Raw genomic sequence first — 21,629 nt, forward strand, 5'->3', positions numbered from 1 at the left:
CCTCCGCCCGCTCCACCACCGCGCTGCTGACCTGTGCCATGGCCTTCTCGATGCTCCAGCTGTTCCTGCTCGGCGCGCTCGGCCCCCGCCTGGTGGACGAACTCGGCGTGTCACCGGCCACCCTGGGGCTCACCACGACCATCGGTTTCGGCACGGCCGCCGTGCTCTCGCCGCTGGGCGGCCGGGTGGTGGACCGGGTCGGTCCGCGCCGCTGCCTGGTGGCGCTGCTCCTGGTGTCGGCGCTGGCGCTCGCGCTGATCGGCGCGGCCCGGAGCGCCGGGTTCCTGCTGGCGGCGGTCGGCGTCGGCGGGCTGCCGCAGGCGCTGGCCAACCCCGCGACGAACAAGGCGATCCTGGCGGCCGTGCCGCCCGCCGCACGGGGCCGGGTGACCGGGACGAAGCAGTCCGGTGTGCAGCTCGGGGCGTTCGCCGCGGGGCTGCCGCTCACCGCGCTCGCCGGGTGGGTGAGTTGGCGGGGCGCCGTGTGGACGGCGGCCGCGGCCGCGGTGGTCGCTGCCGTCTGGGCGGCGCGGGCCCTGCCCGCCGATCCGCCTCCGAAGTCCGTGCGCGCGGCGTGGGTGCCGCGCGGCATGATCGCCTGGCTCGCGGCCTTCTCCCTGTTCCTGGGCTGCGGCATCGCGTCCGTGAACACGTATGTGGCGCTGTACGGGACGGAGCGGCTCGGCTTCGGGCCGACGGCGGCGGGCGCCCTCGTGGCGGTGCTCGGAGTCACCGGGATCGTGGGCCGGGTCGGCTGGTCGAAGGCCGCGGGGCGACCCGAGCGCGCGGTGTGGCTGCCGGGCGGCCTCGCCGTGGGCGCGGTCGCGGCGGCGCTCCTCCTCACGGCCTCGTCGTCGGCCCAGGTACTGGTGTGGCCTGCGGCGGTGGCGGTCGGAGTGTTCGCGGTGGCGGCCAACGCGGTCTCGATGGTGCTGGTTCTGCAGCGCGCGGCACCGGGCCGCGCGGGCCAGGACTCGGCCCTGGTGGCGGCGGGCTTCTTCGCGGGCTTCGCCGCGGGGCCCCCGCTGTTCGGTCTCTTCGCGGAGGCCGGCCGCTACGGCACCGGCTGGCTCCTGGTCGCGGCCGAGTTCACGGCGGCGGGGGCGGTGGCGCTGGTGTGGGCGGTACGGGACCGTCGGCGTGCGGGAGTGGGCGCGTGAGCGACTCCGGCCGCGCTGAGCAGGTGGACGTCTTCGGCCGCACTGAGCAGGTGAACGTCTTCCGCCGTACTGAGCAGGTGGACGTCTCCGGCCGTACGTCAACGGGTTCACCTTCCGTCGGCGCCGAACCCGACCGGGCGGGTCGGGCGGACCGGCGGTCCGACGCCGCCACCACCCCCTCCCTCACCCCCGACTGGGCCGGGCCGGCCCTCGACTCCCTCCTCACCCGTGCCGCCCGCACCCGGGCCGAAGTCGGCGCCCGCTTCCCGCTGTTCGCGGAGCCCGGGGACGGGCGCTGGACCACGACCGGGCGGGGGTCGTGGACCGGCGGGTTCTGGGCGGGGCTGCTGTGGCTGCGGGCCCGGCACAGCGGGGAGCACGGCGACCGGGCGGCCGCGCGCGACTGTGCCGGGCGTCTCGCGCCGTGGATCGACGCCGACACGGCGACCCGTGGCCTGATCCTCTGGTACGGCACCGCGTTCGCCGACGGCGCGGACCGGGACGCCCTCGCACCGCTGCGGCTGCGGGCGGCCCGCTCCTGTCGCGGCGCGTTCGACGAGCGGCTCGGCCTGGTGCCGTGGGGCTCGGCCTTCGGCGGCCCCCGCCTGCTCGCCCGCGTCGACGGGGTGCCGGGCCTCGTGCCCCTGCTGGCCCTGGTGGACCCCGAAGCGGCCCGCTCCCATCTGCGCGTCCACCTCGAACTCTGCCTCGGGCGGCGGCCGTTCCACTGGGCGTGGCGCCGGGAGGAGGGCGAGCGGTGGGCACCGTGCGCCGAACCGCCGCCCGGCTGGGGGCGGGGGCCCGCCTGGCTGCTGCTCGCCCTGGCCGACGCCCGGCACGCCCTCGGGGAGTCCGGCGCGGGTGATCTCACCCCCGCCGTCGAGCAGTTGACCCCGACCGCCCTCGTACCCGCGGCAGACGCGACCGGCACGACCGTCCGTTCCGACACGACCGACCGCTCCGACAACCCCGACAACCCCGACAACCCCGGCGCCCCCGAAGACCCCGGCGGCCCCGCCAACACCCACAGTCCCGCCGATCCCCGCAGCCCTGCCAACACCCGCAGCCCCGGCAACCCCCACGTCCCCGACCGCCCCCTCGACACCTCCGCCGCCGCCATCACCGCGCTCGCGCTGCTCAAGCTCGGCGAGCGCGAACGGGCCGTGGCGGTGCTCGAACGGCTCGTCCACCGCCATCTCACCGCCGACGGCCGCCTGTTGGACGGCTGCTACGACCTGGGCTCCGCGACGGCCGTCCGACATGAGTTGATCTGGGGCGACTTCTTCCTCGCGCACGCCCTCGCCGCGCTCACGGGCCTGGTGGGACCGCACGAGGCATAGGCGTCGCCCGCCCGCGCTCCCCTGCCCCGCGCTACCCGCGCGCCCCTGCCCCGCCCTCCTGGGCGAGCACCCGCCGCGCCACCGACGCGATGTGCAGCTCGTCGGGACCGTCGAGGATCCGGGCCAGCCGCCCCGTGCGGAACAGGGCGGGCAGCGGGCTGTCGGGGGAGAGTCCCGCCGCGCCGTGGACCTGGATCGCGGAGTCGGCCACCTGCTGGAGCATCCGCGCCGCCGCGACCTTCGCGAGCCCCACCTCCACATGGGCGTCCTGCCCCGCGTCCAGGCGGGCCACGGCCTCGTACACCAGCGGCCGGGTGGTGCGCAGCGCGAGCAGGGCCTCGAAGACGTGGAGCTGGACGAGTTGCAGGTCGGCGAGGGGGCCGCGGGAGCGGATGCGGGTCGTGGCGCGGTCCCGCAGGAGGTCGAAGGCGCGCCGGGCCTGGCCGAGCCACCGCAGACAGCGCAACGTGCGGCCGAGTTGGAGGCGTTCGGCGGCGACGGCGAGCGCGCCGCCCCGGGAGCCGATGAGGTGGTCGGCGTCCACCCGGACGTCGTCCAGCACGAACTCCCCCTGTCCGGCCGCCCCGAGCACCGGCAGCTCCCGCACCACCCGGAAGCCGGGTGCGTCCGTCGGGACCAGGAGAAGGGACAGGCCCTGGCGGTCGGGCGCCGTTCCGTCGGTACGGGCCAGCACCGTCACCAGGTCGGCGTCGCCGATCCCACTGGTGAACCACTTCCCGCCGTTCAGTCGCCAGCTGCCGTCCGGCCCCGCCTCGGCGCGGGTCTCGGTGAGGAAGGGGTCCGTGCCCGGCGTCTCGCGCTCGGTCATCCCGTAACAGGCGCGGACGTCCCCGGCGACCAGCCGCTCCACGTACCGCTCGCGCACGCGCGGGCTGCCGTGCCGCCAGAGCATCAGCGCGTCGAGGAAAGAGTGCGAGCCGAGCGCCGCGGGGCCGTGGTCGCTGGCGCCCTCGGCCTCGGCGATGTGCGCGTACGAGGTCAACGGGAGCCCTTGGCCGCCGAGTTCGACGGGGAGGGGCAGCGCCCACAGGCCCGCGTCCTTCGCCTCCTTCTGGAGGCCGCGCAGCGTGGCCGCCGCGTCCGGGCCGCCCGCGTCGAGCACCGGCTCACAGGGCACGACCCGGCGGCGTACGAACTCCGTGACGCGGTCCCGCACGTCCACGGCCTCCGCCGGGCACGGGGCCCCGCCCACCGTCTCCCACTCCCGGTCCCGCTCCGGCTGGGGCTCCCGCTCCGCTGCCACCGACTCCGCTTCCGTCATCACTTTCCTCCAGCCCCCGGGAACCCCCGGCGACGGCGATCCGACTGTCTGTTCCGTGGAACAGGTCGGGGGCGACCGCCTCCGAGTTCCCGCGCGACGGCATGCGCATCACGAAGGGCAGGGGACGAGGCAATGGGGACACCAGCCACACCGACGGCCGCGCGGACGGTCGGGCAGCCGCTCGACGGACTGCGACTGGAGACTTCGGCTCAGCAGGGCCCACCGGGGCCGCCGGGGCCGGGAGCGGACGTGGTGGTGGAGCACCTGAGGCGCCTCGGCGCCGAGGGGGGAAGGGACGCCGAAGGAGGAAGGGACGGCGAGGACGGCGAGTTCAGGGCCGGTGGCCGGCACATCGCCCTCGGCGGCGCCGAGTTCGGGGACGTCTCCCTCGTCACGGCCTGGGGCGACTCGGCACGCGACGCCACCGACGAAGCGACCGTGCAGGCCACGACCGGCATGATGGCGGTGCACGGCCGCCGCGACGGCTCCCCGCGCGGACTCGCCGTCGACTACGCCGCCACCGCGACCGGCGTCCTCGCCGTGCAGGGCCTCCTCGCCGGACTGCTCGCCCAGGCGCGCGGCACGGCGGCGCCCGGCCGGGTGCGGGTCAGCGCCGAGCGGGCCGGGCTGCTCGCGGTGTCGCAGTATCTGGCGGCGGCCGGGGCGGAGGAGGACGAGGCGGCCGAACTCGCCCCGGGAGGCCCGCCGTTCACGTCGTCCGACGGGACCGTGTTCGAGCTGGAGACCCTCGACCCCGGCGTGTGGGCGGCGTTCTGGCGCGGGCTCGGTGCCCCGCAGGAGGCGATACGCCGGGGCTGGCGCCCCTTCCAGTTCCGGTACGCGACGGCCTGCGCGCCCTTCCCGCCGGTGCTGCACGACGTGGTGCGGGCGCACGCCTGGGGCCGGATCCGGCACGTGGCCGAGGCGTCCGGCGCCGATGTGTGCGCGCTGCGGTCGATCGCGGACCGGGTCGGGGAGGCGGACGGCGCGGCGCCGTGGCAGATCGGTTCGTACGAGGACGCGTACGCACCCTCGTACTCAGGAGACGACGGCTCCCGCACGCGGCCCCTGGCCGGGATCACCGTCCTGGAAGCGGGCCGGCGCATCCAAGCGCCGCTCGCCGCACACCTGTTGGGGCTGCTCGGCGCCGACGTGGTGCGCGTCGAGCCGCCGGGCGGTGATCCGCTGCGCGGGATGCCGCCCGCCTGTGCGGGCGTGTCGGCGCGCTGGCTCGCCCTGAACCGCGGCAAGCGGGCCGTGGAGGTGGACATCAAGTCGGCGGCGGACCGGGCGCGGCTGCGGGAGCTGGTGGCGGGCGCCGATGTGTTCCTGCACAACTGGGCGCCGGGCAAGGCGGCTCAACTGGGCCTGGACAGGGCCGGCTTGGCGGCGTCCGCCCCCGGTCTCGTCTACGCGTACACGAGCGGCTGGGCGGACCGTGTCCCGGACGCGCCGATGGGCACGGACTTCATGGTGCAGGCCCGCACCGGGGTGGGCGAGGCCGCGCGCCCCGCCGACGAGCCGCCCGCGCCGTCGTTGATGACGCTGCTCGACGTGCTGGGCGGGCTGCTGGGCGCCGAGGCGATCCTCGCGGGCCTGCTGACGCGGGAGCGGACCGGGCGCGGCGTGGGCGTGGAGTCGTCGCTGCTTGCCGCCGCCGATGTGCTGACGGCGGCCGCGCGGGCCCGCGTCGCGGCCGGTGGCACGGCCCGCAGGACGGCCGGGTTCCGCCGGCCGCTGCCCACGGCGGACGGCTGGCTGTCCCCCACCGACGCGAGCGCGCCCGCGGCAGCCGCGTACGACCTGCGCCAACTCCCCACGCACGTGGCCGTGGACCTGCTCCGCGGCCACGGCCTGTCCGCGGCCCCGGTCACCACCGATCTCGCGGACCTGCTGCGCTCCCCCGGCCCCTGCGGCCCGATCCCCCGCGACACCCACGGCGCCCCGGCGGTCCCGGCGCCCTGGGTCTTCGCGTGAGCGCCCGCGCCCTCCCCGCGACCGCCGCCGCTCTCCCGCGCGCCACCCACCACTCCGACTCCCAGGAGCCACCCATGACCCTCGCCCTCCCCGACCTCCTCCCCGCCGGCCTGCGCAGGTCCTGGGCCGCCGACGGGACCTGCCCCGACCTGGACCTCTACAGCCTGTTCCGGGCGCGGCAGATCGCCGACCCGCATCGCACCGCCGTCATCGACGGCAAGGGGAAACTCTGTTACACCGCGCTCGACCGGAAAGCGCGATGTCTGGCCGCCGGGCTCGCGGGGCTCGGGATACGGGCGGGCGACGTGGTGGGCGTGCAGCTGCCCAGTGGCCGTCATGCCGTCGTCGCGGATCTCGCGCTCGCCGCGCTCGGGGCCGTCGCGCTGCCGTTCCCCGTGGGGCGGGGCGGGCGGGAGGCCGCGTCGCTGCTGCGCCGGTCCGAGGCGGTCGCCGTGCTCGCGGCGACCGAGCACCGGGGCGCCCACCACGCCGCCGACCTGCTCGCCCTCGCCGGGGAACTCCCCCATCTGCGCACGGTCGTCGCCACCGGCCCCGCGGCGGACGTGCCCGCGGGGGCCGTCGCCCTGTCCGCCCTCCTGCGTGACGGCGACCCCGCCGCCGTCACGCCGGTGCGGCCCGACCCCGACAGTGCCGCGCGCATCCTCGTCTCCTCCGGTTCCGAGGCCGAGCCGAAGATGGTCGCGTACTCGCACAACGCGCTGGCCGGAGGGCGCGGCAACTTCCTCGCCTCCCTCATGCCGGACAACGCCCCGCCGCGGTGTCTGTTCCTGGTCCCGCTGGCGTCGGCGTTCGGCAGCAACGGCACCGCCGTCGCGCTCGCCCGCCACGGCGGCACCCTCGTGCTCCTCGACCACTTCACGCCCGAGGCGGCCCTGGACGCGATCGTCGAGCACCGGCCGACGCACGTCCTCGGGGTGCCGACGATGGTGCGGATGCTCCTGGACCGCGTCACGGGCGGCGACGGCATCACGAACGGCGGCGCCCGCCCCGAACTGCCCTCCCCCACCGCCCTCGTCGTCGGCGGCTCCCCCCTCGACGAGGCGACGGCCGCGGAGGCCCGGCGCGTCTTCGGCTGCCCGGTCGTGAACCTCTACGGCTCCGCCGACGGTGTCAACTGCCATACGGGGCTCGACGCACGCCCCGTCCAGGAGGAGCACGCCGCCGGGGTGCTCGCGGGCCGCCCCGACGCCCGCGTCGCGGAGATACGCATCGCCGTGCCGGACGCGCCCGGCCTCGTCGAGGCGCCCGTGGGCGCCGTGGGCGAGATCGTCGCGCGCGGCCCCATGACGCCGCTCTGCTACGTCGCCGCCCCCGACCTGGACGCCCGCTACCGCACCACCGACGGCTGGGTGCGCACGGGCGACCTGGGGCGGCTCGACGCGGACGGGACGCTGCGGGTCGTGGGGCGGCTCAAGGACGTGGTGATCCGGGGCGGCGCCAACATCAGCCCGGCGGAGGTGGAGGTCGAGCTCGCCGCGCACCCGCTGGTGCGGGACGTGGTGTGCGTCGGGGTCCCCGACCCTCTGATGGGCGAACGCCTCGCGGCCTGCGTGGTCGCGTCCGCCGCTCACCCGCCCACGCTCGCCGAGCTCTCCGCCCACCTGGACGCCCGCGGCCTGGAGCGCCGCAAGCACCCCGAACATCTTCTTCTCGTAGGGGAGTTGCCGCTGACCCCGGCGGGCAAGCCGGACCGCCCGCTGCTACGGAAGCGGCTGGCCGGCGAGGGCGAGGGGGCCGAGGCGGGGCAGCCGTCGCTGGCCGGGGCGGTCTGATCGGGGGCGGCCCGATCGGCCCTACGTGAGGGGGCCACCCGGAATGTCCGGGTGGCCCCCTCACATCTGCACGTGCCGCTACGGGTGGCGGACCCCGCTCAGCTTCCGCCCATCCCCTTCTTCACCGTCCCGGCCGCGTCCCGGTACACCGCCAGCAGGTCCAGGTCGTCACCCGGGTAGTTGACGATCTCCACCTGCCGGGCGCCGGAGTCGGGCAGGACCTTGCCCGTCGTCATGTGGGCGTTGTCCAGGACGAGGGCGGGCTTCTTCTTCGACAGGTCGGCCAGCTGCTTCGCCGTCACGGCCTCCGGGCCGTACGTGCCGACGACGTCCGCGCCCGCGAGCTTCGCGGACCACGCGGTGAACGTCTGCGCGGCGACCTTCGGCGCCTTGCCGCCGGGCCAGGACGCCGTCAGGTCCTTGCGCAGCTTGCCGTACTCGGCCTTGAAGGTCTTGTTCCAGCGGGCGGCCGCCGCCTCGGTGCCGAACTTCCTGCCCAGGCGCGTCACTTCGGCACTCACCTTGGCGGCGTCGTTGTCGAGGCCGACCTCGACGAGCTCGGCGTCGGAGCCGGCCGCGTCCTTGATCTTCGCCGCGTACGGTTCGAAGGGCGCGTAGAGCACGAAGTCGGCGTCGGCGACGGCCGCGAGGTCGGACGGCTTCGGGTCGTAGTCGGGGGCGTGGTGCACCGACTTCGGGACGATCACCTTGACGTCGCGGGCGCCCGCCGCCTTGGCGAAGGCGCCCTCCCAGGTGGTGGTGACCACGACGGACGGCGCCCCGCCCTGGGAGCCCTTGCCCGCGGAGCCGGACTTCTCGCTGTCGCCCCCGCAGGCCGTCGCGGTGAACGCGAGGCCCGCGGCCAGGGTCAGTGCGAGGGAGGCAGGGACGGGGCGGCGGGAGGGGACTGCGGGGATACGGACGCGGGTGCGCGCCATGAGCTGATTCTCCGTTCGGGGATGAGATGGACAGCGAGGACCACGGCCCCGGCCGTCAGGACAAGCACGGGGCCCGGCGGCAGGTCGAACTTGAGCGCGACGAGGAACCCGGAGAGGTTCACGGCGACGCCGATGCCGACCGCCCAGGCGGTGATGGACTTCAGGGACGACCCGAGGCGCCGGGCGGCGAGCGCGGGCAGCAGGGTGAGCGCGTCGACGAGCAGCGCGCCGGTGAGTTTGATCGCCCCGGCGACGGCCACCGCGACCAGGACGAGCAGCAGCAGGGTGAGCCGCTCGACGCGGACCCCTGAGGACAGGGCGAGTTCACGGTCGTACAGGAGCAGGGCGAGGTCGCGGCGGCGCCACCAGAACAGCGCGGGCACGGCGACGGCAAGCGCTCCGACCACCCACAGGTCGGCGGCGCCCACGGAGAGGATCGAGCCCCACAGGAGCGCGAAGGCCCCCGAGGCGTTCACCCCGGACACCGCGAGCACCAGGAGCGCGGCCGCGATCGCGAGGCTCATCAGCAGGCCCATCGCCCCCGAGAGGCCGTCCGGGGTGCGGGCGAGCGGGGCGACCGAGGCGCCCGCGAGCCCGCAGGCGACCAGGGCGCACAGCATCGGGTCGAGGCCGGTGAGCAGGCCCACGGCGATGCCGAGCAGCGCGACATGCATCATCGCGAACCGCACCGGCATGATGTCGAGCCCCACGATGACGACCCCGATCACGGGGAGCCCCAGAGCCGCCAACAGCAGTGCCGCGCCCGCCCTTTGGACGGGCAGCAGCTGCAGCAGGACGCCGAGGTCGGCCGACGCGACGGCGGTCACCGCGCGCCCCCCGCCGCCGAGGCGCCGCGCGCCACCTCGCGCAGGGTGCCCGCGGCCATCTCCAGGGTCCGGTCGCAGCGATCGGCGAGGGACCGGTCGTGGGTGACGACGAGGACCGTCACGGGCAGCGACAGGAGCACATCGGCGGCCTCCTCCTGCCCCTCGAAGTCGAGGGCGGCGGTGGGTTCGTCGGCGAGCAGCACCCCGGCGCCCGCGGCGACGCAGCCGACCGCCCGCGCCAGGTACATGCGCTGGAGCTGGCCGCCGGACAGGGTGTGCAGGGGCCGGTCCGCGAGGTGGGCCACGCCCAGCCTCCCGGCCGCTTCCCCGGCCGGGCCCGCCGCGCCGCCGCCGGCCAGCAACTCCCGTGCGAGCAGCGGGAACCGGCCGACGGCGGGCTTCTGCGGGATCCATGCGCAGGCGCGCCGCCGCCACGCCCACTCGGCGGCGTTGCCCGCCGTACGGCCGCCGACGCGGATGGTCCCGCCGACCCGGCGGTGCAGGCCGAGCACGGCCCGCAACAGGGTCGTCTTGCCCGACCCGTTGGTGCCGGTCAGGGCGATCCGCTCACCGGCCGCGACATCGAGGTCCACGCCGCGCACGGCCTCGACCCGCCCGTGGCGGCAGGAGACGTCGCGCATCCGTACGTCGAGACCGTCGTCCATCCCGCTCCTCACTCCCGCTGTTCCCCTCTCCCGTTGTTCCTGGTTCCTCGACAGGAGTCGGGGCGCGGGGCCGGTGAGTTCCCGGGAGATTCAAGTCCGGTGTCGCGTCAGCCACCGGGCCGGACCACGACCGCCTCCGCCGCGACGCGGCCCCCGTGCCGGAAGGTCAGCTCGAACCGCACCCGGTCCCCCACCCGCCAGTCGGTGCGCGCCGTGAGCATGATGTCCAGGCCGTCGGGCGCCATCGCGAGGGTCGCGCGCGCCGGGACGGTCGCGGAGCCCACCATGCGCATGGAGGCCGCCCCGCCGCCCGACGGCGCGTACCGGCCGAGCATCACGTCGTCGACGCCGGGCGCCGCCACGGACACCAACTGGTCGGCCGCGCCACCGGAGTTGGTGATCCGGAAGAACGCGGCGGTGTCCGTGGTGTCGCCGTAGGGGAGGAAGACGCGCCCGGCGTCGACCTCGATGCGCGGCGGACTGCCCGCGGCGCCGGAGCCGGTCCACAGGACGAGCCCGCCCAGGGCGACGGCGCTCGCCGCCACGGGGGCGAGCCCGGCACGCACGGCGTCCCAGACCCGTCGCCCGGTCCGCACTGTGGTGGTCATCGCAGTCCTCCTCGTACGGGCTGCCAGGTGCGCAGCCGCAAGCTGTTGCCGACCACCAGGAGCGAGCTGGCGGACATCGCGGCGGCGGCGACCATCGGATTGAGCAGCCCGACCGCGGCGAGCGGCAGCGTGACGGCGTTGTAGCCGAAGGCCCACAGGAGGTTGATCCTGATGGTGGCGAGGGTGCGCCGGGCGAGCCGGACCGCGTCGGCGACGGCCTCGATGTCGCCGCGCACGAGCGTCACGTCGGCGGCGCCGATGGCAGCGTCGGTGCCGCCGCCCATGGCGATCCCGAGGTCGGCCCCGGCGAGGGCGGCCGCGTCGTTGACACCGTCACCGATGACCGCGACCCGGCGCCCCTCGTCCTTCAACTGCCTTACGAGGGCTGCCTTCTGCTCCGGTGTGCGGCGGGCGTGCACCTCGTCGATGCCGAGATCCTCGGCGACGGCGCGGGCGGTGGACTCGCGGTCCCCGGTGGCGAGGACGGGCCGCACGCCGAGCCGCCGGAGCCGGTGCACGGCACGGTAGCTGCCGGGCCTCGGCAGGTCCGCAAGGGCGATGAGTGCCGCGGGCTCGCCGTCGACGCGGACCAGGACGGCGGTGTGCGCGGCGGCCTCGGCGTCGGCGAGCGCTCCGCCCAGGACGCCGTCCGGGACACCCTCCAACGCATCGCCCGGCGCGCCCACTTCGACGAGCCGCCCGTCGACGCGGCCGCGCACGCCCCGCCCGGCGTCGGCCCGGAACTCCCGTACCTCCGGGAGCCCTTCGTCGCCCGCGCGGCTCCTCGCGTACGCGGCGACGGCCCGCCCCACCGGGTGTTCCGACCCTTGCTCCACGGCTCCGGCGAGCCGCACCACAGTGTCCGCGCCGATACCGGTGCCGTCGTCGTCGGGGCGGGCGGTGACGCGGGTGACGCTCATGTGCCCGGAGGTGAGCGTGCCCGTCTTGTCGAGGACGACGGTGTCGATGTGGCGCAGCGTCTCCAGGGCGCGGGCACCGCTGACCAGGACGCCGAGCCGGGCGCCGCGACCGGTGGCGGCGAGGAGCGCGGTGGGGGTGGCCAGGCCGAGTGCGCAGGGGCAGGCGACGACGAGGACGGCCACACCGGCGGTGACGGCGGCCTGCGCGTCGGCCCCGGCGCCGAGCCAGAACCCGAGCACGGTGACGGCGAGGGCGAGCACGACCGGCACGAACACCCCGGCCACCGCGTCGGCGAGCCGCTGGGCGCGCGCCTTGCCCGCCTGAGCGTCCGTCACCATGCGGGTGATGCGCGCGAGTTGTGTGTTGGCGCCGACCGCCGTGGCGCGCACGAGCAGCAGCCCGCCCACGTTGACGGCGCCTCCGGTCACCGCGGAGCCCGGCCCGACCTCGACGGGCTCGCTCTCCCCGGTGACGAGCGACAGGTCCACGGCGGAGCCGCCCGCGTCGACGACCCCGTCGGTGGCGACCCGCTCCCCCGGCCGCACGACGAAGACCTGCCCCTTCCTCAACTCCCCGATGGGTACGCGGCGTTCGGTCCCGGTCCCGGTCCCGTCCCCGTCGTCCCGTACCGCGACATCCTTGACCGCGAGCCCGGCAAGGGACCGCAGTGCCGCCCCGGTGCCGCGCCGCGCCCTCGCCTCCAGATAGCGCCCGGCGAGCACGGACAGCGGCACCCCGACGGCCGCCTCCAGGTACACGTGCGCGACGCCCTCCTGTCCCGCGCCGGAGACCCACAGGGTGAACGGCATCCGCATGCCCGGCGCCCCCGCGCCGCCCAGGAAGAGCGCGTACGCGGACCAGGCGAACGACGCGGCGACACCGAGCGACACGAGCGTGTCCATGGTCGCCGCCGAGTGCCGCAGCCCACGCACCGCCCGGATGTGGAAGGGCCACGCACTCCACACGGCGACCGGCGCGGCGAGCACGAAGCACAGCCACTGCCAGTTGCGGAACTGGAGGGCGGGCACCATCGAGAGGGCGAGCACCGGGGCGGACAGGAGGGCGGTGACGAGGAGACGCCGCAGGTCGTCGCGCGACCCCAACTCCGCTTCGCCCGGAGGCCGTTGCTGTTCCTTGGTCTCGGGCTCCGGAGGCAGCTCCGCCGTGTACCCGGCGCGCTCGACGGCGGCGACGAGCTCTTCGGGCGCGAGGTCCGGCGGGTGGCTGACATGGGCGCGACCGGTGGCGAGGTTGACCGTGGCGGTCACCCCTTCAAGGCGCCCGAGCCGCTTCTCGACGCGCTTCACACAGGCCGCGCAGGTCATGCCGCCGACGGTCAGGTCCGTGGTCACGACGGCGGAGTCGGCGGTCACGGCGGCGTCGTCCACCTGACCGCCACCCACCCGCTCTTCGACGCCGCTCACCCGTGTCCTCCGTGCATGCCGCCCATGTCACCCATGTCGTCACCCCCGCCTCCCCCACCGCCCCCGCCGCCACCGGGGTCCCGCGTATCACTCCGGTGCATACCGGGCGCGACCGGCCCGACGGCCGACCCCACGGCGTAGGCCACCGCGAACATCGCCGCGAGCAGCACAAGGAAGGCGCAGAGGGCGAAAGGAATCCGGGACTTGCTCATCACTCCTCAGGAGTCGGACGACGACGGCCGCGAGTTCCCGACGGGATTCCCTCATCCCCCTTGCCCTGCCGAGTAATAAGCAACAAGCTTGACTGGTCCTTACCTACCGTCCAGGAGGCGGAGCCTTCGCATGCCCACGTTCGTGCCGGTCGCCGGGCCCCAACGCACCCTCGCCGCGACCAACTTCGTCTACACCGTCGGCAGCGGCGTCTACCTCACGGCGGGGGTGCTCTACTTCACGGAGGCCGTGCGCCTCCCGGCCGGACAGGTGGGGCTCGGGCTCGGCGTCGCCGGGCTCGTCTCGCTGCTCGCGGGCATCGCCGTCGGGCATCTCGCGGACGCGCGGGGAGCGCGCGGCGTCTACGCGGGGACGCTCGTCGTGCAGGCCCTGGCGACGGCCGGGTTCGTGCTCGCGGACGCCTTCTGGCCGTTCGTCCTCGCGGTGACCGCGGCCACCGGGGCGAAGGCGGCAGGCGTGGCCGCGCGCTCGCCGCTCATCCGGCACTACGGAGGCGAGCGGCCGCAGGAGTTCCGCGCCTATCTGCGCGCCGTGACCAATGTCGGGGTCTCACTGGGCGCGCTGCTGGCGGGCTGGGCGGTACAGGTCGACACCCTCACCGCCTACCAACTCCTCGTCGCGGGGAACGCGTTCGCTTTCCTGGCCTCGGCCGTGATGCTGGTCCGGCTGCCGTCGGTCGCGCCCTCGCCCGCCGCGCGCGGACCGCGCTGGGTGGCCCTGCGGGACCGCCCGTACCTCGTCCTCACCGCGCTCGACGGCGTGATGGCCGTCCAGTTCAAGGTGCTCACGGTGGCCGTGCCGCTGTGGCTGGTGGCGGCCACGAGCGCGCCGCGCTGGCTCATCTCGGGGACCATGCTCGTCAACACGGCCCTCATCATCGCCCTGCAGGTGCGGGCGAGCCGCTCCGTCGACTCGCCCGCGGCCGGGGGCCGCGCCTACCGCCGTGCCGGTGCGGCCTTCCTCGTCGCCTGCGCGCTCGTCTCCTTCTCGGCGGACGTCCCGGCGTGGGCGGCCGCCGCCCTCCTCATGGCCGCGGTGGTCGTCCACACCGTCGGTGAACTCTGGCACTCCGCAGGCGGATTCGAGGTCTCCTTCGCCCTCGCCCCGCACCACGCCACCGGCCAGTACCTGGGCGTCTTCGGCCTGGGCGCGGGGCTCGCCGAGGCCCTCGGCCCCGGTCTGCTCATCTCGCTCTGCATCACCTGGGGCCGCCCCGGCTGGTACGTCGTCGGGGCCCTGTTCGCCGTGACGGGTCTCGCGGCGCCGCTCGCCGTCCGGTGGGCGGAGCGCTCCCGCAGGGGATGTGTCAGTGCGGCGCGTGGCGGCGCGCCTCGTTCTGGCGCCACTCCCGGCCCGCCGCTCGCATCAGTGCCGGGTACACCCCCAGGTACCGGAAGGGCTTGATGCCCAGCATGTACAGGGCGCCGAAGCGGCCGTTGGGCCTGACCAGGACGGCCATCTGACCCCGGTAGCCGCCGTCGCCGTCCGGGACCCAGCCGATGTGCAGCACCCCGTGCATGGTCTTGTTGGCGTACTCGGCGGCCCACTCGTCGTGCGTCTGGAAGATCGAGGTGAAGGGCGCGGAGTCGGGGCCTCGCGGCCCCTTCCGCAGATCGTCCGGCAGCCGGTCGCGCAGCGTCGCCACCCGGCCGCCGACACCGGACTCCGGACCGTCCCAGCCGAGCAGCGCGCCGAGCTTCCAGCGCACCGCGAAGAGGACGCGGCCCACGGCGTTGGCGCCGGTCGGCTTCTCGTCCCCGTCGGCCGCGATCTGCTCGACGAGGTGGTGCAGATCGTCCGGGCCGCCGGGCGTCGGCATCATCCACACGTCCTCCAGCCGGAAGTCCCCGGCGATCTCGTGGATGCGCCAGGCGCGGTGGGTGTGGTCGGTGGCGGGAAGTCGCAGGCTGCTCATGACGGACCCCTGTCCATACGGTCTATACGGTGCCGTATAAGTCGAGCATAGACCCGTCTATACGGCGCCGTATACTCGTGGCAGGCCAAGGGGCTTGTGAAAGGGGACACAATCATGGGCGCGGTCCGCACCCCGCGGGAGAAGTGGATCGAGGAGGGTCTGCGGGCCCTCGCCGCGGGCGGCCCCGAGGCCGTCCGGGTCGAGGTCCTCGCCCAGGCGCTCGGCGTCAGCAAGGGCGGCTTCTACGGCTACTTCCGCAACCGTGCCGCCCTCCTGGAGGAGATGCTCGACACCTGGGAGCGCGGGGTCAGCGACGACGTGATCGAGGAGATCGAGCGCGACGGCGGCGACGCCCGCGAGCGGCTCGGGCGGCTCTTCGACTACGTGGGCGGGCACGGAACCCACGTCACCAGCGCCGCGCTCGAACTCGCGATCCGCGAGTGGGCGCGCCGCGACAAGAAGGTGGCGGCCTGGCTGCGCCGCGCCGACAACCGGCGCATGGACTATCTGCGCGGGCTGTACGGCGCCTTCTGCCCCGACGAGGGCGATGTCGAGGCCCGCTGTCTCATCAGCTTCTCGCTGCGCATCGGCGACCATCTCATCGCGGCCGACAACGGCCCGCGCAGCCGTACGGAAGTCCTCTCAGCGGTCAGGGAGAGGCTGCTCGCCTGAGCGGCGCGGGCAGTTCACGCACCCGCGCCCTCCGGCTCAACTCCACTCACCTCAACTCGGCTCGGCTCGGCTCGGCTCGGCTCGGCTCAGCTCGGCTCAGCGCCGCGCCTTCGCCCGCTCCAGGCCCGCGACGCCGACCGCGGCCAGGCCGATCTGGATGGCCAGTTCGATCCAGTCGATGCCCTTGGTGTCGGCGACGTCGAACGCGGCGGCGACGGCGGTGCCGACGAACGCCGCGGCGATGCCGACCAGGATCGTCCACAGCACACCGATGTGCTGGCGGCCCGGAAGGGCCAGGCGGCCCAGGACTCCGATCACGATGCCGATCAGGATCGCGCTGATGATGCCGGAAATCTCCATGCCGCTCGCCTCTCGTCGACAGAGCACTCGACTTGATGAGTGCCCACGTCAAGGCGGGGCAGTCCTCGGCCCGACCCGGCGCGCACCCGTCCGTTACGGGTGCGACAGGGGCGGGTCACCGAGGCCGTCGCGCAGGAAGGGCAGCATCCCCCGCTCCAGCAGCGCCCGTTCCCACGCGTCCCGGGCCGCGCCGACCTCGGCGTCCTCGGCCACGGAGGGGGTGCCCTCCGCCACGGGCCGGTTGCGGGCCGCGGCCGAGAGCAGCCAGGCCAGATCGCCCACCGCCGCGCCGACCGCCACGCACGCGCACACCACCCCGGCCGTGAGCAGCCCGCCGCCGACGTAGTGGCGGCCGTCGACGGCGCTCATCACGAAACCCCACACCAGGAAGACCACCGACGCGATGCCGGACAGGGCCGGCACGACGATCGCGAGCGCGGGCAGGATGCCGTCGCGGGTGCGGGAGAAGGGGGCGGGGGTCTCGTCGACGCCCTGCGCCAGGCCAGGGGCGCGCTGCGCCGCGTGCTCCTTCGCCTCCTGGTAGGCCGCATACTCGGCGGCGGCCGCGGCCTCTATGGCGCCCTTGCCCCGCAGGGCGCTCGCGCGGAGCCGGGCCCGGTCGGCGGCCCGCGCCGGGCGGGCCAGCTCCCGGGCCATCTCACGGGAGTTCAGGGCTCGGTCGAGTATCTCCTCGAAGGCGGCGGCGCGTTCCGCCGTCGGTTCGTCGTACTCCATGATGCGCATGTCCATCCCCCGATGAATGTCCGTGCGGGGCGCAGGGCCCCGCATGTGGACGACGTGTCGGCTTGCCTGGGCGGTTCCGCGTCGGATGTGAAGGGTTCCGGAACGGAAAACGTCCAGGGCCGACCCTAACGGGCCGGCCCTGGACGTCAGCACCGGGTGATCTCCGGAGGACCCGGGCGATCAGGGAACTGCGGTCAGGCGACGTCGAACCGGTCGAGGTTCATGACCTTGTCCCACGCCGCGACGAAGTCCTTCACGAACTTCGCCTTCGCGTCGTCGCTCGCGTACACCTCGGCGACCGCGCGCAGCTCGGAGTTGGAGCCGAAGACGAGGTCGGCACGGGTGCCGGTCCACTTGACGGCGCCGGAGGCGTCGCGGGCCTCGAACTCGTCCTGCGCCTCGGACGTGGACTTCCACTGCGTGTCCAGGTCGAGCAGGTTGACGAAGAAGTCGTTCGTCAGCGTGCCCGGCCGGTCGGTGAGGACGCCGTGCTTGCTGCCCTGGTGGTTGGCGCCCAGGACGCGCAGGCCGCCGACGAGGACGGTCATCTCGGGAGCGCTCAGGTTGAGCAGGTTCGCCTTGTCGATCAGCAGGTACTCGGCGGGCAGGCGGTTGCCCTTGCCGACGTAGTTGCGGAACCCGTCGGCGCTCGGCTCGAGCGCGGCGAACGACTCGACGTCCGTCTGCTCCTGCGAGGCGTCGACGCGGCCGGGCGTGAACGGCACCTGGACCTCGACGCCGCCGTCCTTGGCCGCCTTCTCGACGGCCGCGGTGCCCGCGAGCACCACGAGGTCGGCCAGCGAGACCTGCTTGCCGCCCTGGGAGTTGAAGGACTCCTGGATGCCCTCGAGGGTGCGCAGGACCTGGGCGAGCTCGTCCGGGTTGTTGACCTCCCAGCCGCGCTGCGGCTCCAGGCGGATGCGGCCGCCGTTGGCGCCGCCGCGCTTGTCGCTGCCGCGGAAGGAGGAGGCGGCGGCCCAGGCGGCGGAGACCAGCTGGGCGACCGTCAGGTCCGTGCCGAGGACCTGCTCCTTGAGGGCGGCGACATCGGCGGCGCCGAGGACCTCGCCGGTGCGCTGCGGCAGCGGGTCCTGCCACAGGAGCTCCTCGGCGGGGACCTCGGGGCCGAGGGAGCGGACGACCGGGCCCATGTCACGGTGCGTCAGCTTGTACCAGGCGCGGGCGAAGGCGTCCGCGAACAGCTCCGGGTTCTCGTAGAAGCGGCGCGAGATCTGCTCGTAGACCGGGTCGAAGCGGAGCGACAGGTCGGTGGTGAGCATCGTCGGAAGCTGCTTCTTCGACGCGTCGAAGGCGTCGGGAATGATCGCCTCGGCGTTCTTCGCGACCCACTGGTTGGCACCGGCCGGGCTCTGCGTGAGCTCGTACTCGTACTCGAAGAGGTTCTTGAAGAAGTTGTTGCTCCACTGGGTGGGCGTCTCGGTCCACGTCACCTCGAGGCCCGAGGTGATCGCGTCCTTGCCGACGCCCGTGCCGTGGGTGCTCTTCCAGCCGAGGCCCAGCTGGTCCATCGGCGCGGCCTCGGGGTCGTTGCCGACGGCGTCCGCCGGGCCCGCCCCGTGGGTCTTGCCGAAGGTGTGGCCGCCCGCGATGAGGGCGACGGTCTCCTCGTCGTTCATCGCCATGCGGCGGAACGTCTCACGGATGTCGCGGGCCGCGGCGACCGGGTCCGGGTTGCCGTTGGGGCCCTCGGGGTTGACGTAGATGAGGCCCATCTGGACCGCCGCCAGGGGGTTCTCCAGTTCGCGGTCGCCGGTGTAGCGGGCGTCGCCCAGCCACTCGGTCTCGGGACCCCAGTAGACGTCCTCGTCGGGCTCCCACTCGTCCACGCGGCCGCCGGCGAAGCCGAAGGTCTTGAAGCCCATGGTCTCCAGGGCGACGTTGCCGGTGAGGACCATGAGGTCGGCCCAGGAGATGGACTGGCCGTACTTCTTCTTGACCGGCCACAGCAGACGGCGGGCCTTGTCCAGGCTCGCGTTGTCCGGCCAGCTGTTGAGGGGGGCGAAGCGCTGCTGGCCGCCGCCCGCGCCGCCGCGGCCGTCGCTGATCCGGTAGGTGCCCGCGCTGTGCCAGGCCATGCGGATCATCAGCGGGCCGTAGTTGCCGAAGTCGGCGGGCCACCAGTCCTGCGAGGTAGTCAGGACCTCGGCGATGTCCCGCTTCACGGCGGCCAGGTCGAGGGACTTGAACGCCTCGGCGTAGTCGAATTCCTCGCCGAGGGGGTTGGCCACGGCGGGGTTCTTGGCCAGAATCTTCAGGTTCAGCCGGTCCGGCCACCACTGGCGGTTGCCTCCGCCCTGGGTCGGGTGCGGGGCGCGACCGTGGGCGACCGGGCAGCCGGTCGGATCCGCCGGCTCGGGGTCGGTGACGATCGCGTCGTGGTTCTCAGTCATGGGAATCCTTCCGGACGGGGCGGATCACGATGCTCAGGAACTGCGGGCGGTGGAACAACGAATACGCGGCCATGGAGGTGTGGAAGGCCACACGCACGGCACTGGGAGGAAGCACGGCACACCAAGGAGTACGGCTGGAGAGGAGCTGCGGCTCACGTCGTCCCACACTCCGGAGGCGTTCGCCTCAGCGTGAGCGGGCCCGCTTCCTGAAGTCACGCACCATTCCTCGCTGTTGCCCTGTCCCTTGGCCGTCGGCCGGAACCGATCCTACGATGGACGAAATCCAAGTCAATACGACAGACAGGCCCGTACGGATTCATCCGTCGGACGACGCACAGTTAGGCTGGTGGCATGAGTGACCTGCTCGAAAGGCTTCGTGGACGCGGCTGGCGGCTGACGGCTCAGCGCCGCGTGGTGGCCGAGGTTCTGGACGGCGACCACATCCACCTCACCGCGGACGAAGTGCTCGCGCGCGCCACCAGCCGGCTCCCGGAGATCTCCAGAGCGACCGTCTACAACACCCTCGGTGAACTCGTCTCGCTCGGCGAGGTGATCGAGGTGGCGACCGACGGACGCGCCAAGCGCTACGACCCCAACGCCCACCACCCCCACCAGCACCTGGTGTGTTCGGGCTGCGGCGCGATCCGCGACGTGCACCCGGGCGGCGACCCGCTGGCCGCGCTGCCGGACTCGGAGCGCTTCGGCTTCACGGTCTCCGACGTCGAGGTGACCTACCGGGGCGTGTGCCCCGACTGCGCCTCGACGGGCCCGCAGCTCACGGGCTGAGGGAACACCAGATCCGCTCCGGAAGGACGCGCGCGGCCTGATCGAGGTCGACACCGTCGATGCCGTCGATGCCGGACAGCCATCGGCGCGCCGTCGCGATGACCGGCCCCATGACGAGCGCCTCCACCAACGGCACGGGCAGCGGGGCGAGTTCACCCGCCGCGATGTGCGCGCGCACCCAGTCGGCCAGCGGCGAGAGCCGGGCCTCCTGGGCGTCGCGCAACTGCTTGGCCTGCGCCATCCCCAGCCGGTCGGCGTACGAGGAGTGGAGCAGCCGGGCCGCGTCCGGGTGCTCCTGGACGAAGCCCAGATAGGTCCGCACCAGGGCCCGCACGCCGGTCCTGGCCGTGCGGGACCGCTCCAGGGCCGCGGCGAGTTCTTCGAGGAGACGGCCGAGCCAGCGGAGCAGCAGCGCGTTCATGAGCCCGTCGACGCTGCCGAAGTGGTGGTAGAGACTGCCCGGGCTGACGCCGCTTGACCGGGTCAGCGCGCTGACGGTGACGCCCTGTTCGCCGCAGTCGGCGTACACCCGCAGCGCCGTGTCCAGGAGGCGGTCCGCGGTCTCGGCGCCGCGTTGTTGCTTGGGACTCATGATGCCGGCCAGCGTAACCACTCCCCGCCGGTGTACGCCGACCCCGAGGGGCGCTCCCTCAGATGCGGTCGGCCGCGATGAGCAGATAGTGGAAGCTGCCCTCGCGGTACGCCGTCAGGAAGGGCTCCTCGATGCCGGTGGCGAGCGTCGACTTGGCGCGCAGCTCCCAGTAGGGGATGGTCGCGGCCGTGAGGTCCACGACGTTGATGGGCACGAGGCCGTTGGCGGCGAGCGCCTTGAAGTAGGCGCTGCGGGGGTGGATGTTGCAGGTGTAGTGCTCGTCGATGCGGCTGACGGCCTTGGAGCGCAGGCCGGTCACGTCGTTGGAGCAGCCCGTGATGGTCACGTAGCGGCCGCCGCGGGTCAACTGCCGGGCGTGCTCGGCGAACAGCTCGTGCAGGTCCACGTACATGGTGGACTCGTTGTTCCAGCTGCCCTGGAAGGCGCCGGTGGGCAGGCCGGTGTCGAGCATGTTGCGGAAGTGGTAGCGGACCTTGTCGTCCACGCCGCGCTTGCGGGCCTGAGTGTTGGCGAAGTCGACCTGGGACTCGGAGATCGACACCCCGTCGACCTCGCAGCCGAAGCGGGCGTTGGCCATGACGCTGGTGCCGCCGCGGCCGCAGCCCGCGTCCAGCAGGCGGTGGGCCGGGGCGATCGGACCCAGGTGGTCGAGGAGGACGTCGGCCTGGGCGGACTCCAGGCGGTGCAGCTCGGCGATGATCTGCTTGTCCCGGGTCTCCTCGGGGCCTTCGAGGACGGCGGGGTCCCAGTCGCCGATGCCGTAGTGGTGGTGGTAGAGGCCGTCGACGTCACCGAGGCGGAGGTTGACCGGGTCCTTCTCGTTGTTCCAGTACTGCGCGACGGCCTGCTGGTAGGCGGTGCGCAGGACGCGCGCGGAGGAGGCGGAGGTCGCGGGGGTGGCGGAGGCTTCCGAGGTGGTCGTCATCGTGCGGGCTCCTTACACAACGTGCCGACGGTTGCGC

Annotated in this window: 20 protein-coding genes; 7 read left to right on the top strand and 13 right to left on the bottom strand. The window is 74.2% G+C overall.

The genetic code is table 11. The annotated features are described in order from the left end of the window. Positions 1 to 38 precede the first annotated feature (38 nt). Both ACQB60_RS24045 and ACQB60_RS24050 read left to right on the top strand, forming a co-directional pair. The gene (locus ACQB60_RS24045) at positions 39 to 1,160 is read left to right on the top strand and encodes an MFS transporter (RefSeq protein ID WP_496928162.1); all 1,122 of its coding nucleotides are present in this window, start codon (positions 39 to 41) and stop codon (positions 1,158 to 1,160) included. Beyond that, positions 1,157 to 2,500: a sugar ABC transporter permease gene (locus ACQB60_RS24050; RefSeq protein ID WP_496928163.1), complete on the top strand. Its 1,344-nt coding sequence runs from the start codon at positions 1,157 to 1,159 to the stop codon at positions 2,498 to 2,500. The genes ACQB60_RS24045 and ACQB60_RS24050 overlap by 4 nt, the downstream gene beginning before the upstream one ends. A gap of 31 nt (positions 2,501 to 2,531) precedes the next feature. Here the strand turns inward: ACQB60_RS24050 and ACQB60_RS24055 are convergent, their stop codons facing one another. Continuing rightward, entirely contained in the window at positions 2,532 to 3,782 is a 1,251-nt protein-coding gene (locus tag ACQB60_RS24055; RefSeq protein ID WP_496928164.1) for an acyl-CoA dehydrogenase family protein, read from the bottom strand. A 132-nt stretch (positions 3,783 to 3,914) separates the two neighbouring features. Between ACQB60_RS24055 and ACQB60_RS24060 the strand changes: the two genes are divergently transcribed. Then, positions 3,915 to 5,759 (top strand): CoA transferase, encoded by a 1,845-nt coding sequence (locus ACQB60_RS24060; protein ID WP_496928165.1) that lies wholly within the window; start codon positions 3,915 to 3,917, stop codon positions 5,757 to 5,759. A gap of 74 nt (positions 5,760 to 5,833) precedes the next feature. Beyond that, positions 5,834 to 7,552, top strand: a complete 1,719-nt coding sequence (locus ACQB60_RS24065; protein ID WP_496928263.1) for an AMP-binding protein — start codon at positions 5,834 to 5,836, stop codon at positions 7,550 to 7,552. 98 nt (positions 7,553 to 7,650) lie between these two features. Here the strand turns inward: ACQB60_RS24065 and ACQB60_RS24070 are convergent, their stop codons facing one another. The 6 genes from ACQB60_RS24070 to ACQB60_RS24095 all read right to left on the bottom strand — a co-directional run bounded on the left by ACQB60_RS24070 (position 7,651) and on the right by ACQB60_RS24095 (position 13,147). Further along, positions 7,651 to 8,490 carry an ABC transporter substrate-binding protein gene (locus ACQB60_RS24070; protein WP_496928166.1) on the bottom strand — a complete coding sequence of 280 codons (840 nt, stop codon included), beginning with the start codon at positions 8,488 to 8,490 and terminating at the stop codon, positions 7,651 to 7,653. Further along, the gene (locus ACQB60_RS24075; protein WP_496928167.1) at positions 8,421 to 9,317 is read right to left on the bottom strand and encodes a metal ABC transporter permease; all 897 of its coding nucleotides are present in this window, start codon (positions 9,315 to 9,317) and stop codon (positions 8,421 to 8,423) included. The genes ACQB60_RS24070 and ACQB60_RS24075 overlap by 70 nt, the downstream gene beginning before the upstream one ends. After that, complete coding sequence (locus ACQB60_RS24080) at positions 9,314 to 9,982, bottom strand: metal ABC transporter ATP-binding protein (RefSeq protein WP_496928168.1); 669 nt, start codon at positions 9,980 to 9,982, stop codon at positions 9,314 to 9,316. Before ACQB60_RS24080 ends, ACQB60_RS24075 begins: the two co-directional genes overlap by 4 nt. A gap of 107 nt (positions 9,983 to 10,089) precedes the next feature. Next, positions 10,090 to 10,590: a copper chaperone PCu(A)C gene (locus tag ACQB60_RS24085; protein ID WP_496928169.1), complete on the bottom strand. Its 501-nt coding sequence runs from the start codon at positions 10,588 to 10,590 to the stop codon at positions 10,090 to 10,092. After that, positions 10,587 to 12,884, bottom strand: a complete 2,298-nt coding sequence (locus tag ACQB60_RS24090) for a heavy metal translocating P-type ATPase (protein WP_496928264.1) — start codon at positions 12,882 to 12,884, stop codon at positions 10,587 to 10,589. The genes ACQB60_RS24085 and ACQB60_RS24090 overlap by 4 nt, the downstream gene beginning before the upstream one ends. A gap of 47 nt (positions 12,885 to 12,931) precedes the next feature. Beyond that, the gene (locus tag ACQB60_RS24095; protein WP_496928170.1) at positions 12,932 to 13,147 is read right to left on the bottom strand and encodes a hypothetical protein; all 216 of its coding nucleotides are present in this window, start codon (positions 13,145 to 13,147) and stop codon (positions 12,932 to 12,934) included. Positions 13,148 to 13,277: 130 nt separating this feature from the next. Here ACQB60_RS24095 and ACQB60_RS24100 point away from each other — a divergent pair, with 130 nt between their 5' ends. Then, the gene (locus ACQB60_RS24100; protein WP_496928171.1) at positions 13,278 to 14,570 is read left to right on the top strand and encodes an MFS transporter; all 1,293 of its coding nucleotides are present in this window, start codon (positions 13,278 to 13,280) and stop codon (positions 14,568 to 14,570) included. Here ACQB60_RS24100 and ACQB60_RS24105 read toward each other — a convergent pair. Continuing rightward, the gene (locus ACQB60_RS24105; RefSeq protein ID WP_496928172.1) at positions 14,473 to 15,081 is read right to left on the bottom strand and encodes a DUF2867 domain-containing protein; all 609 of its coding nucleotides are present in this window, start codon (positions 15,079 to 15,081) and stop codon (positions 14,473 to 14,475) included. The two genes, ACQB60_RS24100 and ACQB60_RS24105, sit on opposite strands and share 98 nt — an antisense overlap. A gap of 114 nt (positions 15,082 to 15,195) precedes the next feature. Here ACQB60_RS24105 and ACQB60_RS24110 point away from each other — a divergent pair, with 114 nt between their 5' ends. Beyond that, on the top strand, positions 15,196 to 15,753 hold the full coding sequence (locus ACQB60_RS24110) for a TetR/AcrR family transcriptional regulator (RefSeq protein ID WP_496928173.1): 558 nt from the start codon (positions 15,196 to 15,198) through the stop codon (positions 15,751 to 15,753). A 96-nt stretch (positions 15,754 to 15,849) separates the two neighbouring features. Here ACQB60_RS24110 and ACQB60_RS24115 read toward each other — a convergent pair whose 3' ends face one another. The 3 genes from ACQB60_RS24115 to katG all read right to left on the bottom strand — a co-directional run bounded on the left by ACQB60_RS24115 (position 15,850) and on the right by katG (position 19,268). Further along, positions 15,850 to 16,113, bottom strand: coding sequence for a GlsB/YeaQ/YmgE family stress response membrane protein (locus tag ACQB60_RS24115; protein ID WP_496928174.1), 264 nt, complete (start codon positions 16,111 to 16,113; stop codon positions 15,850 to 15,852). 93 nt (positions 16,114 to 16,206) lie between these two features. Beyond that, a complete protein-coding gene (locus ACQB60_RS24120) occupies positions 16,207 to 16,857 on the bottom strand; it encodes a hypothetical protein (protein WP_496928175.1) in 651 nt (216 codons plus the stop codon). Between the two features lie 194 nt (positions 16,858 to 17,051). Further along, entirely contained in the window at positions 17,052 to 19,268 is a 2,217-nt protein-coding gene (katG, locus tag ACQB60_RS24125; protein ID WP_496928176.1) for a catalase/peroxidase HPI, read from the bottom strand. A 351-nt stretch (positions 19,269 to 19,619) separates the two neighbouring features. On the opposite strand from katG, the gene ACQB60_RS24130 reads away from it, so the two are divergent. After that, on the top strand, positions 19,620 to 20,054 hold the full coding sequence (locus ACQB60_RS24130) for a Fur family transcriptional regulator (protein WP_496928177.1): 435 nt from the start codon (positions 19,620 to 19,622) through the stop codon (positions 20,052 to 20,054). Here ACQB60_RS24130 and ACQB60_RS24135 read toward each other — a convergent pair. Beyond that, positions 20,044 to 20,646, bottom strand: coding sequence for a TetR/AcrR family transcriptional regulator (locus ACQB60_RS24135; RefSeq protein WP_496928178.1), 603 nt, complete (start codon positions 20,644 to 20,646; stop codon positions 20,044 to 20,046). The two genes, ACQB60_RS24130 and ACQB60_RS24135, sit on opposite strands and share 11 nt — an antisense overlap. A gap of 58 nt (positions 20,647 to 20,704) precedes the next feature. Then, positions 20,705 to 21,592: a geranyl diphosphate 2-C-methyltransferase gene (locus ACQB60_RS24140; RefSeq protein WP_496928179.1), complete on the bottom strand. Its 888-nt coding sequence runs from the start codon at positions 21,590 to 21,592 to the stop codon at positions 20,705 to 20,707. Between the last annotated feature and the right edge of the window lie 37 nt (positions 21,593 to 21,629).

Source organism: Streptomyces odontotermitis (genome assembly GCF_050510915.1).
GTDB lineage: Bacteria > Actinomycetota > Actinomycetes > Streptomycetales > Streptomycetaceae > Streptomyces.

What these genes read in the sequence shown, in the direction of transcription:
- ACQB60_RS24045 (WP_496928162.1), top strand. Translation starts at nt 39, where the DNA reads ATGGCCTTCTCGATGCTCCAGCTGTTCCTGCTCGGCGCGCTCGGCCCC.
- ACQB60_RS24055 (WP_496928164.1), bottom strand. Translation starts at nt 3,782, where the DNA reads ATGACGGAAGCGGAGTCGGTGGCAGCGGAGCGGGAGCCCCAGCCGGAG.
- ACQB60_RS24060 (WP_496928165.1), top strand. Translation starts at nt 3,915, where the DNA reads ATGGGGACACCAGCCACACCGACGGCCGCGCGGACGGTCGGGCAGCCG.
- ACQB60_RS24065 (WP_496928263.1), top strand. Translation starts at nt 5,834, where the DNA reads ATGACCCTCGCCCTCCCCGACCTCCTCCCCGCCGGCCTGCGCAGGTCC.
- ACQB60_RS24070 (WP_496928166.1), bottom strand. Translation starts at nt 8,490, where the DNA reads ATGGCGCGCACCCGCGTCCGTATCCCCGCAGTCCCCTCCCGCCGCCCC.
- ACQB60_RS24080 (WP_496928168.1), bottom strand. Translation starts at nt 9,982, where the DNA reads ATGGACGACGGTCTCGACGTACGGATGCGCGACGTCTCCTGCCGCCAC.
- ACQB60_RS24085 (WP_496928169.1), bottom strand. Translation starts at nt 10,590, where the DNA reads ATGACCACCACAGTGCGGACCGGGCGACGGGTCTGGGACGCCGTGCGT.
- ACQB60_RS24095 (WP_496928170.1), bottom strand. Translation starts at nt 13,147, where the DNA reads ATGAGCAAGTCCCGGATTCCTTTCGCCCTCTGCGCCTTCCTTGTGCTG.
- ACQB60_RS24100 (WP_496928171.1), top strand. Translation starts at nt 13,278, where the DNA reads ATGCCCACGTTCGTGCCGGTCGCCGGGCCCCAACGCACCCTCGCCGCG.
- ACQB60_RS24105 (WP_496928172.1), bottom strand. Translation starts at nt 15,081, where the DNA reads ATGAGCAGCCTGCGACTTCCCGCCACCGACCACACCCACCGCGCCTGG.
- ACQB60_RS24110 (WP_496928173.1), top strand. Translation starts at nt 15,196, where the DNA reads ATGGGCGCGGTCCGCACCCCGCGGGAGAAGTGGATCGAGGAGGGTCTG.
- ACQB60_RS24115 (WP_496928174.1), bottom strand. Translation starts at nt 16,113, where the DNA reads ATGGAGATTTCCGGCATCATCAGCGCGATCCTGATCGGCATCGTGATC.
- ACQB60_RS24120 (WP_496928175.1), bottom strand. Translation starts at nt 16,857, where the DNA reads ATGCGCATCATGGAGTACGACGAACCGACGGCGGAACGCGCCGCCGCC.
- katG (WP_496928176.1), bottom strand. Translation starts at nt 19,268, where the DNA reads ATGACTGAGAACCACGACGCGATCGTCACCGACCCCGAGCCGGCGGAT.
- ACQB60_RS24130 (WP_496928177.1), top strand. Translation starts at nt 19,620, where the DNA reads ATGAGTGACCTGCTCGAAAGGCTTCGTGGACGCGGCTGGCGGCTGACG.
- ACQB60_RS24135 (WP_496928178.1), bottom strand. Translation starts at nt 20,646, where the DNA reads ATGAGTCCCAAGCAACAACGCGGCGCCGAGACCGCGGACCGCCTCCTG.
- ACQB60_RS24140 (WP_496928179.1), bottom strand. Translation starts at nt 21,592, where the DNA reads ATGACGACCACCTCGGAAGCCTCCGCCACCCCCGCGACCTCCGCCTCC.